The following is a 12,942-nucleotide window of genomic DNA, read 5'->3' as shown; positions in this document are numbered from 1 at the left end:
GGGCGGCGACCCGGCGCGGGGCGGTGGCGGCGCGGGCGCGGCCCCCGGCGCGCAGGGCGAGCGCGGCGGGCAGCACGACCTCGAGGCGCTTGCCGCCGACCTCGACCACGACGCGCTCCAGCGCGGGCGCCTCGTCCTCCTCGGCGGGGGACGGGGAGGTGACGGCGGGCGCGCCGGTGAGGGCGGGCAGCCGGTCGGCGAACTCGGTCTCGATCCACCGGGTGTGCACGGCGAACGGCTGCGCGGGGTCCGCGGGCACGAAGTCGGGCTCGGCCATGACGGCGCGGTGGAACGGCACGACGGTGGGGATCCCGGCGATCTCGAGCTCGGCCAGCGCACGGCGGGCGCGCTCGGCGGCCTGCTGCCGGGTCGCGCCGGTGACGATGAGCTTGGCGATCATCGAGTCGAACGCGCCGGAGACGGTGTCGCCCTCGACCACGCCGGAGTCGACGCGCACGCCGGGGCCCGCGGGGAACCGCAGCGTGCTGATCTTGCCCGGGGCGGGCAGGAACCCGGCGGCCGGGTCCTCGCCGTTGAGCCGGAACTCGAAGGAGTGCCCGCGGGTCTCCACGGACGTGTAGCCGAGGGGCTCGCCCGCGGCGATCCGCAGCTGCTCGCGGACGAGGTCGATGCCGCTGATCTCCTCGGTGACCGGGTGCTCGACCTGCAGGCGGGTGTTCACCTCGAGGAACGACACGGTGCCGTCGGCGGCGACGAGGAACTCGCAGGTCCCGGCGCCGACGTACCCGGCCTCCTGCAGGATCGCGATGGAGGACTCGACGATGCGGGTGCGCTGGTCGTCGGTGAGGAACGGCGCGGGGGCCTCCTCGACGAGCTTCTGGTGCCGGCGCTGCAGGGAGCAGTCGCGGGTGGACACGACGACGACGGTGCCGTGCTCGTCGGCGAGGCACTGGGTCTCGACGTGCCGGGGCTTGTCGAGGTAGCGCTCGACGAAGCACTCGCCGCGCCCGAACGCCGCGACGGCCTCGCGGACGGCGGAGTCGTAGAGCTCGTCGATCTCGTCCTCGGTACGGGCGACCTTGAGGCCGCGCCCACCGCCGCCGAACGCCGCCTTGATGGCGACGGGCAGGCCGTGCTCCGCGACGAAGGCGTGCACCTCCGCGGCGCCCGAGACGGGATCGGGGGTGCCCGCGACGAGCGGGGCGCCGGCGCGCTGGGCGATGTGCCGGGCGCTGACCTTGTCGCCCAGGCCCTCGATCGCGGCGGGCGGCGGGCCGACCCACGTCAGACCGGCGTCGATGACGGCCTGCGCGAACGCGGCGTTCTCGGAGAGGAACCCGTAGCCGGGGTGCACGGCGTCGGCGCCGGACCGGCGGGCGACGTCGAGCAGCTTGGCGATGTCGAGGTACGTCTCGGCGGCGCGGGCGCCGTCCAGCGCGTAGGCCTCGTCGGCGACGCGCACGTGCAGCGCCTCGCGGTCGGGGTCCGCGTAGACGGCGACGGAGGCGAGACCGGCGTCCCGGCAGGCGCGGGCGATGCGGACGGCGATCTCGCCGCGGTTGGCGACGAGGACCTTGGAGATGCGGGGCACGGCTCACGGTAACGCGGCGGGCGGTGCCCGATCACGCGGGGCGAGGGGTGTGCCGCGAAGATCGCCGATCCGCCCAACGGCCCGACGGCCCCGTTGGAGGTTCCGGCAACGCCGCGCGAACGATTCCTGCCGAACCGGACGCGGCCCTTGTCCACCCGGGACAAAGGCCGGTCCGCCGTCGCTCAGTCCGGGAGCAGGGTCCAGAGGCTGTGCCAGGCGACGCCGCGCTCGCCGAGCAGGGTGCGCAGCAGCGGCAGGCTGAGCCCGACGACGCCGTGGTGGTCGCCCTCCACGCCGGTGATGTAGGCGCCGCCGAGGCCGTCGATGGTGAACGCCCCGGCCACCCACAGGGGCTCGCGCGTGGCGACGTAAGCCGCGATCTCCTCGTCCCCCACGTCGGCGAAGTGCACGACCGTGGTCGAGGTCGCGCCCGCCCCGGAAGGGGCGGCGCGGCCGTCGACCAGCCAGTGCCCGGTGTGCAGGCAGCCCGACCGCCCGCGCATGGCCCGCCAGCGGGCGACGGCCTCGTCGGCGTCGGCGGGCTTGCCCAGCACCTCGCCGTCGAGCTCGAGCATCGAGTCGCAGCCCAGCACCAGGGCGCCCGGGTGCGCGGGGGCGACGGCCTCCGCCTTGGCGCGGGCCAGCAGCAGCACGGCCTCGGCGGGCGCGACGTCCCCGGCGGCGGCGAGGACGGCGGGCTCGTCCACGTCCGAGACGGACACGACGGGCTCGATCCCGGCCGCGCGCAGGGTCGCGAGGCGGGCGGGGGAGGCGGAGGCCAGCACGAGGGTCACGCGGCGAGCCTACGGGCGCCGACGTCCGGGGACATTCGTCCCTTCGCGACGGGGGCTGCCCTGCCGATGATGTGCGGGGAACTCCCAGGAGGGGATGCGACGATGACCAGCGTGACCGAGGACAGCGCCCAGGCCACGCGGCCGCGCGGCGACGACGACCCGAGCCTGCACGACCCCGTCGACGACGACCCGACCTCCCCGGCGCGGGTGGCGTGGCGCCGCCGCACGGCGATCGAGATGGTCGTCTCGGGGGTGCTGGGCCTGATCACGTCGTTCGTGCTCTCGATCGAGGCGTGGCGGCTCGCGAAGGACCCGCAGGCGACGTTCAGCTGCGACTTCAGCTCGGTGATCTCGTGCAGCACCGTCGCGAAGACGTGGCAGGCCGAGTTGCTGGGCTTCCCGAACGCGTTCCTCGGCATCGCCTTCGAGGTCGTGGTCATCACGATCAGCGTCGCCGCGATCGGCGGGGTGCGGTTCCCGCGCTGGTTCATGCTCGGCACGCAGGTGCTCTACACGATCGCGCTGGCGTTCGCGTACTGGCTGTTCCTGCAGTCGTACTTCGTCATCGGCGCCCTGTGCCCCTGGTGCCTGCTGATCACCGCGACGACGACGCTGGTGTGGGCGGGCCTGACCCGGTGGAACATCCGCGACGGCCACCTGCGCCTGCCGGGCCGCGCGGGCCCGTGGTCCCGCGGGCTCGTGGCGAGCGGCTACGACTGGTACCTGACGATCGCGGTCCTCGTCGTGCTGGTCGCGGCCATCCTGCTCAAGTACGGCCCGGTCCTGCTGGCCTCCTGACCCGCCGACGCCGACGGCCCCGGCCCCCGCGAGCGGGGGACCGGGGCCGTCGTGCGTGGTGCGTCAGGACAGGGCGTCGCGCAGGACGTCCAGGGGCAGGGCCCCCATGCCGAGGGCGCGGGCGTGGAACTCGCGCAGGTCGAATGCCTCGCCGCGGGCGGCGGCAGCGGCCGAGGACGCGTCGCGGGTCTGCTCCCAGATGCGCTGCCCGATCTTGTAGGACGGCGCCTGGCCCGGCCAGCCGAGGTACCGGTTGAGCTCGAAGCGCACGAACGCCTCGGGCATGTTGACGTTGGCGCGCAGGAACTCCCACGCCTTGTCCGCGTCCCAGGTGCCGCCGCCCCAGCGCTCCGGCGCGGGCAGGCCCAGGTGCACGCCGAGGTCGAGCACGACGCGGGCGGCGCGCATCCGCTGCCCGTCGAGCATGCCGAGCCGGTCGCCCGGGTCGTCCATGAAGCCGAGGTCGGCCATGAGGCGCTCGGCGTACAGGGCCCAGCCCTCGCCGTGCCCGGAGACCCAGCACGCCAGCCGGCGCCACGAGTTCAGCGTGGCGCGCTGGTACACGGCCTGGCCGATCTGGAGGTGGTGGCCCGGGACGCCCTCGTGGTAAACGGTCGTCTTCTCGCGCCAGGTGTTGAACGTGGTGACCTCCGGCGGCACGGACCACCACATGCGGCCCGGGCGGGAGAAGTCGTCGGACGGGCCGGTGTAGTAGATCCCGCCGTTCTGCGTCGGGGCGATCATGCACTCCAGGGTGCGGACCGGCTCCGGGACGGTGAAGTGCACGCCGTCCAGCGCGGCGATGGCCGCGTCGGAGGTCTCCTGCATCCACGCCTGCAGCGCCGCGGTGCCCTCGAGGCGGCGGCTCGGGTCGGCGTCGAGCGCGGCGACGGCCTGCTCGACGGTCGCGCCCGCGCCGGCGATCTCCGCGGCGACCTGCTCCTGCTCGGCGACGACGCGGTCGAGCTCCTCCAGGCCCCACTGGTACGTCTCGTCCAGGTCGACGGTCGCGCCCAGGAAGTACCGGGACCACAGCGCGTAGCGCTCGCGGCCCGCGGCGTCGGCCTCGGGGGCCTGCGGGGCGAGCTCGTCGCGCAGGAACGACGCCAGGTCGGCGTACGCCTGCCGGGCGGCCTCGGCGCCGCGCTCCATGTCGGCGCCCAGGCCACCGGCCTGCTCGGCGGCCGCGCGGGCCTCCGGGGACGCGGTGAACGACGTGAAGAACGACGTCGCGGGGTCGGCGAGCTCCTCGGCCTGGGCCAGCGCCTCGCGGACCTGGCGGATCGCGGGCACCCGGCCGGACGCGGCGGCGGTGCGCAGCGACTCCGCGTACCCGGCCGCGGCGCCGGGCAGGGCGGACAGGCGCTGGGCGATGGTCGACCACGCCTGCGTGCCGTCGTGCGGCATCACGTCGAAGACGTCGCGCAGGCCCTGCACGGGGGAGGCGATGACGTTGAGGTCCGCCAGGGTCTCGCCCGCGTCGTGCAGCTCGAGCTCCAGGCCGAGGCGCTCGCGCATCGCGGCGAGGGTGATCCGGTCGACCTCGTCCACCGGGGTCTCGGCGTCGAGCGCGCGCAGCGTGGCGCGGGCGGCGTCCGCGCGGGCCTCGTGCCCGGCGGGCGACAGGTCCGTCATCTCGTGGTCGTGACCGGCGATGCCGAGGCTGGTCGCGGTCAGCGGGTCGAGGGCGGCGACCGTGGTGACGTACGCGTCGGCGACGGCGTCGATCGGGGTGCTGGGGCGTTCTGCTGTGCTCACGCGCCCCAACCTACCCGCGGCACCGGGCCCGGGTCCGGACGTCAGCGCAGGCTGGTGCGCCAGGCGTCCGGGCCGGTGCGCCACGCGGCGCCCGCGCCCGGGACCGTGCGGGTGCGGTCCGCCCAGGACGCGGCGTGCCCGTGCTCGGCCGCCCCCCACGCGTCGTCCTCGGCGGGGACGCTCGCGGCGACCAGCCCCGCCACGAGGGCGGCGAGCTCGACGTCGTCGGGCGTGCCCCGCACCACCTGCACGTGCGGCAGCGGCGACCCGGTGGCGTCGCCGGTCACGCGGGCCCGCCCTCGTCGTCGCTGTCCTCGTCGTCCTCGAAGGTCACCGGCGCGCCGCGCGCGGCGCCCCAGCCCTCGACCGAGAACCCGCTCTCCAGCAGCCGCTCCACGATCTCCGCGCCGCCGTTGTCCACGATGCCGAGCACGGCGTCGATGGTCTGGTCGGTCGGGCCTCCGGGCACGCTGACGACGAACCCGAGGTGGAACTCGTCGGTGTCCTCGTCCTCGCCGGACGTGGGCGGCGCCGCGGTCTCGTCCTCCCAGCTCATGCCGGTGAGCTCGGAGTGCATCCCGAGGCCGGCGTGCAGCAGGTCGTACAGCCGGGCGTTCAGCGTGGAGACGCGGCCCTCGAGCGCGAGCACCCGCGGGTCCTCGTCGGCCTCGGACGCGCCGAACTCCGCGCGCACCCCCGCGGCGGTCTCGACGTACTCGTGCAGGGCCGCGGCGAGCGCGTCCACGGTGGCGTGCATCGCGTCCGTCGCGACGCCGCGCAGCGGCTCGGGGCCGTGCGCGCCGTCGGCGTGGTCGTGCCCGTGGCCGTGGTCGTGCCCGCTCTCGGGGCCCAGGGGGTCGCCGCTCACAGCGGGATGTTCCCGTGCTTCTTGGGGGGCAGCGCCGCCCGCTTGGTGCGCAGCACCCGCAGGGCGCGCACCACCTGCGAGCGGGTCTCGGCGGGCGCGATGACCGCGTCCACGTAGCCGCGGTCGGCGGCGTCCCACGGGTTCACGATGGCCTCCTCGTACTCACGGGTCAGTCGGGCGCGCTCGGCGTCGACGTCCCCACCGGCGTCGGCGACCTGCTTCAGCGCGCCGCGCTGCAGGATGTTCACGGCGCCCCCGGCACCCATGACCGCGATCTGCGCGGTCGGCCACGCGAGGTTCACGTCGGCGCCGAGCTGCTTGGACCCCATGACGATGTACGCGCCACCGTACGCCTTGCGGGTGATCACGGTGACCAGGGGGACGGTGGCCTCCGCGTAGGCGTAGATGAGCTTGGCGCCGCGCCGGATGATGCCGTTCCACTCCTGGTCGGTGCCCGGCAGGAAGCCGGGCACGTCCACGAACGTCAGCACCGGGATGCCGAACGCGTCGCAGGTCCGCACGAACCGCGCGGCCTTCTCGGCGGCGTCGATGTCGAGCGTGCCCGCCATGACGAGCGGCTGGTTCGCGACGACGCCGACGGTGCGGCCCTCGACGCGGCCGAAGCCCACCAGCACGTTGCGGGCGAACAGCGGCTGGACCTCCAGCAGGTCGCCGTCGTCCAGCACGTGCTCCACGACCGTGCGCATGTCGTACGGCTGGTTGTCGGAGTCCGGGACGAGGGTGTCGAGCGCGGCGTCCTCGTCGGTGACCTCGAGGTCGACCTCGTGCGGGTACGCCGGGGGGTCGGTGAGGTTGTTCTGCGGCAGGTACGACAGCAGGGAGCGCACGTAGTCGAGCGCGTCGTCCTCGTCGGGCGCCAGGTAGTGCGCGACGCCCGAGCGGGTGTTGTGCGTGGTGGCGCCGCCGAGCTCCTCGAAGCCGACGTCCTCGCCGGTCACCGCGCGGATGACGTCCGGCCCGGTGATGAACATGTTCGACGTGCCGTCGGCCATGACGATGAAGTCGGTCAGGGCGGGGGAGTACACCGCGCCGCCCGCCGACGGGCCGAGGATCAGGCTGATCTGCGGGATGACGCCGGAGGCCGCGACGTTGCGCCGGAAGATCTCCGCGAACTGCGTCAGGCCCGCCACGCCCTCCTGGATCCGGGCGCCACCGCCGTCGCTGATGCCGACCAGCGGCATCCCGGTGCGCAGCGCCAGGTCCATCACCTTGGTGATCTTCTGGCCGTGCACCTCGCCGAGGCTGCCGCCGAAGACGGTGAAGTCCTGGGAGAACACCGCGACCGGGCGGCCGTCGACGGTGCCGTGGCCGACGACGACGCCGTCGCCCGGCACGCGCCGCTTCTCCAGGCCGAAGTTCGTGGACCGGTGCCGCACGAACGCGTCGATCTCGGTGAACGAGCCCTCGTCGAGCAGCGCCTCGACGCGCTCGCGGGCGGTGCGCTTGCCGCGGGCGTGCTGCTTCTCGGCCGCCGCCTGCTCCGGCTCGGTGACGGCGCGGCGGTAGCGGTCGGCGAGGTCCGCGACCTTGGCGGCCGTGCCGGCGGGCTGCTCCAGCGGCGTCGCGGCCGCGGTCGGGTCGGTGTCAGTCACCCGAGGAAGGCTAGTCGGCCCGGGACCACCCGGTCCTGACGGACGCGCACGGACCTCGGACCCCCCGGTGGTGCGAACACGACAACCGGGCGGGGCCCGCGGGGCGGGAGGATGGGGACGTGGACGACGACGAGACGACCCCCGCTCCGCTGCGTGCCGCGGAGGTCGAGGCGGCGCTGCTGGCCCCGGCGGGCCCGCTCGGGCGGGTCGTCGTGCTGCCCCGGGTCGGGTCGACCAGCACGGACCTGCTCGCGCGCGTCGCGGCCGACCCGGCGTGGGCGGACGGCGGGCTCGTCGCGACGGAGCACCAGGACGCCGGGCGCGGTCGCGCCGGCCACACCTGGACCACGCCACCGGGCTCGGCCCTGACGTTCTCGCTCGCGGTGCGCCCGGGCGTGCCCGCCGACCGGTGGGGGTGGCTGCCGCTGCTGGCCGGGCTCGGCGTCGTGCGGGCGGTGCGGGCGACGACGGCGCTCGCGGCCGGGCTGAAGTGGCCGAACGACGTGCTCGTGCCCGCGGCCGACGGCACCGACCTGCCGGGCTGGGGCGGGTACCGCAAGGCGGTGGGGATCCTCGCGGAGGTCGCGCCGGGGACGCACGGCACGGTGGTCGTCGGGATCGGCGTGAACGCCGCCCAGGACGCGGCCGACCTGCCGGTGCCGAGCGCGACGTCCCTGCGCGCCGCGGGGGCGGGCGACGTGGACCGCACGGCGCTGCTGGTCGCGGTCGTCCGGGAGGTCACGGGCCTGCTCGACCAGTGGCGCGCCCACGGCGGCGACGTCGCGGCCGCGGGCCTGGACGCGGACGTCGCGGCGGCCTGCCTGACGCTGGGCACCGCCGTGCGGGCGACGCTGCCCGACGGGACGGAGCTGCGCGGCGACGCGCTGCGGATCGCGCCCGACGGCGCGCTGGTGGTGCGGGACTCCGCCGGGGCGGAGCAGGTGCTGCTCGCCGGTGATGTGCGTCACGTGCGGCCGGTCGGTGAACTAGGGTCGCAGGCGTGAGCGAGGCAGGGGACGCGACGGTCGACCGGGCGCACGCGCTGGACGCGGTGCTGCTCGGGGGTCCGCGCACCCTGACGCTGCGGGACCTCGCGGAGCGCTCCGGCCTCGACCTGGAGCAGGTGCGGCTGTACTGGCGGACCCTCGGCCTGCCGCACCCGGACGCGGACGAGGTGGCGTTCACCTGCCGCGACGGCGAGGCGCTGGAGCGCCTGGCGCGGCTGCTGCACGAGGACCACCTCGGCAGCCGCACGATGATCTCGCTGACCCGCGCGCTCGGGCACACCAGCGACCGCCTCGCCCTGTGGCAGGTGGAGGCGCTGGTCGAGGACATGGCGACCCGCCGCGACCTGGACGACCCGGCCGCGCGCCGCGCGGTGCTGGACGAGCTCGCCGACCTCGCCCCGGTGCTGGAGACCCAGCTGCTGCACGCCTACCGGCGGCACCTCGCGGCCATCGCCTCCCGGTACTCCGTGGAGTTCGCCGCCGGGCAGGACGTCGGCGGGGACCCGGCGGCGCTGCCGCTGGCCCGGGCCGTGGGCTTCGCGGACATGGTGTCGTTCACCCGCCGCACCGCGGGCCTGGGCTCGACGGACCTGTCGGACTTCGTGCAGCGGTTCGAGACCGCGGCGCGGGACGTCGTCACCCAGTGCGGCGGCCGGGTCGTCAAGACCATCGGCGACGCGGTGCTGTTCGTCGCCGACGACGTGCGGACCGGCGCCAAGGTCGCGCTGGAGCTCGCGCGGGTGCTCGGCGGGGACCTCGACGTCGAGCGGGAGCGCGGCGCGGGCGGCCTGGCCGAGGGGGCCCGCGGCGTCACGCCGGTGCGGGTCGGCGTGGTCTGGGGGCGGGTGCTGTCCCGGTTCGGCGACGTCTTCGGCCCGTCGGTCAACGTCGCGGCGCGGCTCACCGACATCGCCGACCCGAGCACCGTGCTGACGGACCCGGCGACCGCCCGGCTGCTGGTCGACACCCCGGGGCTGCTGCTGGAGCCGCTGCCCGCCCGCGAGCTCGAGGGCATCGGCACGCTCGCGCCGGTGCGGGTCCGCACGGCCTGAGCCGCCGCGCCCCGGTCGTCCGGTTCCTCCCGATCGGTCGAATCGATTCGCGCCGGGGTGCCCGGGCGTGGGATCATCGGGCCACGTGAGCGCCGGAGACCCTGTGACCCCCGCCCCGCAGCCCGTCTTCCGGCCCAACGCCAAGTACGTGCTGATGCTCGGCGTGATGACCGCCCTGCCGGCCGTCACCACCGACATCTACCTGCCGTCGCTGCCGGACGTCGCGGACGACCTCGGCACTTCCGCCGCCGCCGCGCAGATGACGATGTCCGCGATGCTCGTCGGCGGCGCCGTCGGACAGCTCGTCATCGGGCCGCTGTCCGACCGGTTCGGGCGCCGCAAGCCCGTGCTCGTCGGCGTCACGCTGCACGTCATCACCTCGCTGCTGTGCGCCTTCGCCCCGGCGATCGGCCCGCTCATCGCGCTCCGGGCGCTGCAGGGGTTCTTCAACGCGTCGGCGTCGGTCGTCGCGATGGCCGTCATCCGGGACCGGTTCGTCGGGCCCGACGCCTCGCGGCTGCTGTCCCGGCTGATGCTGGTGATCGGGGTGGCCCCGCTGTTCGCCCCGAGCATCGGCGGGCTCATCGCCGGCGAGTTCGGCTGGCGCGGCGTGTTCGTCGGGCTCGCGCTGTACGGCGCGGCGCTGTGGGTCGTGGTGCTGCTGCGGCTGCCCGAGACGCTGCCGCGCGAGCGGCGCCTCGCCTCCACCCGCGGCGCCTGGCGCGGGTACGGGGTGCTGCTGCGGGACCGGCACTTCGTGGCGCTGTCCGTGCTGCCCGGCCTCGGCCAGGCCGTCCTGATGAGCTACGTCGTGGGCTCGCCGTTCGTGCTGCGCGAGGGCTTCGGCCTGTCGGCCAACCAGTTCGCCCTGGTGTTCGCGGTGAACGGCGTGGGCCTGGTGGCGGGCGCGCAGATCAACGCCTCCCTGGTGCGGAAGTTCGCGCCCATCCAGATCATCCGGACGGCCCTGCCGGTGTCGTGCTTCCTCACGGCGGCCCTCGTGGTGCTGGCGGCGACCGGTGCGGGTGGCCTGCCCGCGATCCTGGTGATGCTGTTCCTCATCATGTCGATGTGCAGCTTCACGCCGCCGAACGCCTCGGCCATCGCCCTGTCCCGGCACGGGGAGCGCGCGGGCACCGCGGCGGCGTTCATCGGCTCGCTGCAGGCGGGCGTCGCCGGTGTGGTCAGCCCGCTGGTGGGCGCCCTCGGCGAGGACGCCCTCGCGATGTCGACGGTCATGGCGGGCGCCGCGGCGGCGGCCCTCCTGGTGCTGGCCCTGGCGACCCCGGCGTACCGCCGCGGCGGCTGGACCCAGCCCGTCCACGCGTAGCGCGCCGGGGGTCAGCCCGCCAGCGTCGCCAGGCGGGTGACCGCGTCCTCGAGGACCGGGCGCTGCTTGACGTAGGTGAACCGGACCGCCGTGCGCAGGGCACGGTCCGCCGCGCTGCCCGCGTGGGTGAACGCCGTGACCGGCACGCCCACGACCCCGACGAGGTCCGGCAGCGCCCGGCACAGGTCGGCGGCGTCCCGCAGCCCGCGCCCCGCGAGCGGCCCGGCCAGCAGCCGCGCGGCGTCGGCGACGACGAAGTACGTGCCCTGCGGCCGCACCACGTCGAACCCCGCGGCGGTGAGCCCCGCGCTCAGCAGGTCCCGGCGCCCCGCGAGCGACGCCGCGAGCCCGCGCACGTACCCCGCGTCCGGCCCGTCGGTCGTCTCCAGGTCCAGCGCGTGCGCCACCGCGGGCTGGAACGGCGCCCCCGACGTGTACGTGAGGAACTGCTTCACCGCCCGCACCGCGTCCACCAGCGGCGCGGGGCCCGTGACCCAGCCGATCTTCCAGCCGGTGAACGAGAACGTCTTGCCCGCCGACGAGATCGTCAGCGTCCGGTCCGCCGCCCCGGGCAGGGTCGCGAACGGCACGTGCCGCGCCCCGTCGTACGTCAGGTGCTCGTACACCTCGTCGGTCACGACCACGCAGCCGTGCCGCTCGGCGACCTCGGCGACGACCGCGAGCTCCTCGGCGGTCAGCACCGCGCCCGTCGGGTTGTGCGGGGTGTTCAGCAGGATCACGCGCGTCCGGTCGGTGACCGCGGCCCGCAGCGCGTCGGGATCCAGCCGGAAGCCCTCCGGCGTCGGGACCAGCGGCGCCGTGGTGTGCCGCGCGCCCGCGAGGGCGATCACCGCGGCGTAGGAGTCGTAGAACGGCTCCAGGGTCAGCACCTCGTCGCCCGGCTCCGTGAGCGCGAGCAGCGCGGCGGCGATGGCCTCCGTCGCGCCGGTCGTCACCAGGACCTCGCGGTCGGGGTCCAGCGCGATCCCGTAGTGCCGCTGCTGGTGCGCCGCGATCGCCGCGCGCAGCCCGGGGTCGCCGGGGCCGGGCGGGTACTGGTTCACGCCGGCGGCGATGGCCTCCGCCGCGACCCGCTTCACCGACTCCGGCCCGTCGACGTCCGGGAACCCCTGCCCGAGGTTCACCGCACCGGTCCGCACCGCCAGCGCGGACATCTCCGCGAAGATCGTCGGGCGCGGCACCCCGTCGTCGCCGAGCAGCCCGGTCGCCCGGGCGGCCTCGCGCCAGCGACCGGCGGGCGTCGTCGGGGCGGGAGGCAGGGGGGTGTCGGTCATCGCGGTCCTGTCGTGGGAGGGGACCCGTGGAGGGTAGACCCGCCGCGCGACCCGCCGCCGACGCCGACCGGAGGATGGGCCCCGGTGTCAGGTCGTCAGAGGACGCCCGACGCGGCGGCGAGACCGCCGAGCACCAGCAGCACCAGCGACCCCCAGGCGCACAGCACCCACCACGGCACGGAGTGCCGGGTCCGGGTGCGGGTCTGGTGCGCGCTCATGCCTCGTGTGATCGGCAGCACGCGCCCCGGGATGAAGCGTTCTGAGGGTCGCTGGTGCGGGTGATCACGCGGGCGGGCGCACCCGTCCGGCTCGCCCGCGTCCCCCGGGAGGGTGGGGGCTCAGCCCTGCTCGGCCTGCTGCACCTGGTCGGAGAGCTCCTGGACCTGCTGCGCGAGCCGGTCCAGGCCCTCGGCGGTGGCGGAGTCGACCTGCCCGGAGGCGGAGTCGAGGGCGCTGCGCGCGGACTCGAGCGCGCTGCGCGCGTTGTCGAGCTGCTCCTGGGTGGCGGTGCCGCCGTCGGCCTGGGCCTGCTCCAGCGCGGTGCTCGCGTCGGACATGGCGGTGGTGGCCTGGTCGAGCGCGCCCTGCACGGCCTCGCGGGCGGTGCCGTCGAGGTCGGACAGCCGGGAGGTCACGTCGTCCACCGTGGTGCGGGCGTCCTCGATGCTCTGGCGCGCGGAGTCGGCCAGGTCGCGGAGCTGGTCGGCGGTGGCGCGGGCGGAGTCGACGGCGGACTGCGCCTGGTCGACGGCCTCCTGGGCCTCGGCGCAGGCACCGAGCAGCAGCGAGCCGCCGAGCAGCACGGCGGCGACCCCGGCGGTGCGGGTGGCGGTGCGGGCGGTGGTGCGGCGGGTGGTCATGGGGCCTCCTCGTCG

The 12,942-nt window shown here is 75.7% G+C and carries 13 protein-coding genes; 4 read left to right on the top strand and 9 right to left on the bottom strand.

What is annotated here, in order from left to right:
* Nucleotides 1–1,552 (bottom strand): acetyl-CoA carboxylase biotin carboxylase subunit (locus EBM89_RS07975; protein WP_122148910.1); only part of this gene is annotated, 1,552 nt, incomplete at its 3' end.
* 182 nt (nucleotides 1,553–1,734) lie between these two features.
* Nucleotides 1,735–2,346, bottom strand: a complete 612-nt coding sequence (locus tag EBM89_RS07970) for a Maf family protein (protein ID WP_122148909.1) — start codon at nucleotides 2,344–2,346, stop codon at nucleotides 1,735–1,737.
* 102 nt (nucleotides 2,347–2,448) lie between these two features.
* On the opposite strand from EBM89_RS07970, the gene EBM89_RS07965 reads away from it, so the two are divergent.
* Nucleotides 2,449–3,144 (top strand): vitamin K epoxide reductase family protein, encoded by a 696-nt coding sequence (locus tag EBM89_RS07965; protein ID WP_122148908.1) that lies wholly within the window; start codon nucleotides 2,449–2,451, stop codon nucleotides 3,142–3,144.
* A gap of 63 nt (nucleotides 3,145–3,207) precedes the next feature.
* On the opposite strand, the gene EBM89_RS07960 is transcribed toward EBM89_RS07965, so the two are convergent.
* From EBM89_RS07960 to EBM89_RS07945, 4 genes are read right to left on the bottom strand one after another with little or no spacing between them, the layout of a single operon-like run.
* On the bottom strand, nucleotides 3,208–4,902 hold the full coding sequence (locus EBM89_RS07960) for a DUF885 domain-containing protein (RefSeq protein ID WP_233571618.1): 1,695 nt from the start codon (nucleotides 4,900–4,902) through the stop codon (nucleotides 3,208–3,210).
* A 41-nt stretch (nucleotides 4,903–4,943) separates the two neighbouring features.
* The gene (locus EBM89_RS07955) at nucleotides 4,944–5,189 is read right to left on the bottom strand and encodes an acyl-CoA carboxylase epsilon subunit (protein WP_233571617.1); all 246 of its coding nucleotides are present in this window, start codon (nucleotides 5,187–5,189) and stop codon (nucleotides 4,944–4,946) included.
* Nucleotides 5,186–5,770, bottom strand: coding sequence for a hypothetical protein (locus EBM89_RS07950; protein WP_233571616.1), 585 nt, complete (start codon nucleotides 5,768–5,770; stop codon nucleotides 5,186–5,188). Before EBM89_RS07950 ends, EBM89_RS07955 begins: the two co-directional genes overlap by 4 nt.
* Nucleotides 5,767–7,383, bottom strand: coding sequence for an acyl-CoA carboxylase subunit beta (locus tag EBM89_RS07945; protein WP_233571615.1), 1,617 nt, complete (start codon nucleotides 7,381–7,383; stop codon nucleotides 5,767–5,769). Before EBM89_RS07945 ends, EBM89_RS07950 begins: the two co-directional genes overlap by 4 nt.
* Before the next feature lie 119 nt (nucleotides 7,384–7,502).
* Between EBM89_RS07945 and EBM89_RS07940 the strand changes: the two genes are divergently transcribed.
* The 3 genes from EBM89_RS07940 to EBM89_RS07930 all read left to right on the top strand — a co-directional run bounded on the left by EBM89_RS07940 (nucleotide 7,503) and on the right by EBM89_RS07930 (nucleotide 10,772).
* A complete protein-coding gene (locus EBM89_RS07940) occupies nucleotides 7,503–8,387 on the top strand; it encodes a biotin--[acetyl-CoA-carboxylase] ligase (protein ID WP_122148906.1) in 885 nt (294 codons plus the stop codon).
* On the top strand, nucleotides 8,384–9,442 hold the full coding sequence (locus EBM89_RS07935; RefSeq protein WP_122148905.1) for an adenylate/guanylate cyclase domain-containing protein: 1,059 nt from the start codon (nucleotides 8,384–8,386) through the stop codon (nucleotides 9,440–9,442). Before EBM89_RS07940 ends, EBM89_RS07935 begins: the two co-directional genes overlap by 4 nt.
* Before the next feature lie 85 nt (nucleotides 9,443–9,527).
* Nucleotides 9,528–10,772, top strand: a complete 1,245-nt coding sequence (locus EBM89_RS07930) for a multidrug effflux MFS transporter (protein ID WP_305038140.1) — start codon at nucleotides 9,528–9,530, stop codon at nucleotides 10,770–10,772.
* Nucleotides 10,773–10,783: 11 nt separating this feature from the next.
* Here EBM89_RS07930 and EBM89_RS07925 read toward each other — a convergent pair whose 3' ends face one another.
* The 3 genes from EBM89_RS07925 to EBM89_RS07915 form a co-directional block, all read right to left on the bottom strand.
* Complete coding sequence (locus EBM89_RS07925; protein ID WP_122148904.1) at nucleotides 10,784–12,067, bottom strand: pyridoxal phosphate-dependent aminotransferase; 1,284 nt, start codon at nucleotides 12,065–12,067, stop codon at nucleotides 10,784–10,786.
* A 95-nt stretch (nucleotides 12,068–12,162) separates the two neighbouring features.
* Nucleotides 12,163–12,285: a molybdopterin oxidoreductase gene (locus tag EBM89_RS07920; RefSeq protein WP_122148903.1), complete on the bottom strand. Its 123-nt coding sequence runs from the start codon at nucleotides 12,283–12,285 to the stop codon at nucleotides 12,163–12,165.
* A gap of 120 nt (nucleotides 12,286–12,405) precedes the next feature.
* Nucleotides 12,406–12,927 (bottom strand): hypothetical protein, encoded by a 522-nt coding sequence (locus EBM89_RS07915; protein ID WP_122148902.1) that lies wholly within the window; start codon nucleotides 12,925–12,927, stop codon nucleotides 12,406–12,408.
* Between the last annotated feature and the right edge of the window lie 15 nt (nucleotides 12,928–12,942).

Source organism: Cellulomonas triticagri (assembly GCF_003696205.1).
GTDB lineage: Bacteria > Actinomycetota > Actinomycetes > Actinomycetales > Cellulomonadaceae > Cellulomonas > Cellulomonas triticagri.
This window is presented reverse-complemented; position numbering and strand designations above follow the sequence as displayed.

What these genes read in the sequence shown, in the direction of transcription:
- EBM89_RS07915 (WP_122148902.1), bottom strand. Translation starts at nt 12,927, where the DNA reads ATGACCACCCGCCGCACCACCGCCCGCACCGCCACCCGCACCGCCGGG.
- EBM89_RS07925 (WP_122148904.1), bottom strand. Translation starts at nt 12,067, where the DNA reads ATGACCGACACCCCCCTGCCTCCCGCCCCGACGACGCCCGCCGGTCGC.
- EBM89_RS07965 (WP_122148908.1), top strand. Translation starts at nt 2,449, where the DNA reads ATGACCAGCGTGACCGAGGACAGCGCCCAGGCCACGCGGCCGCGCGGC.
- EBM89_RS07920 (WP_122148903.1), bottom strand. Translation starts at nt 12,285, where the DNA reads ATGAGCGCGCACCAGACCCGCACCCGGACCCGGCACTCCGTGCCGTGG.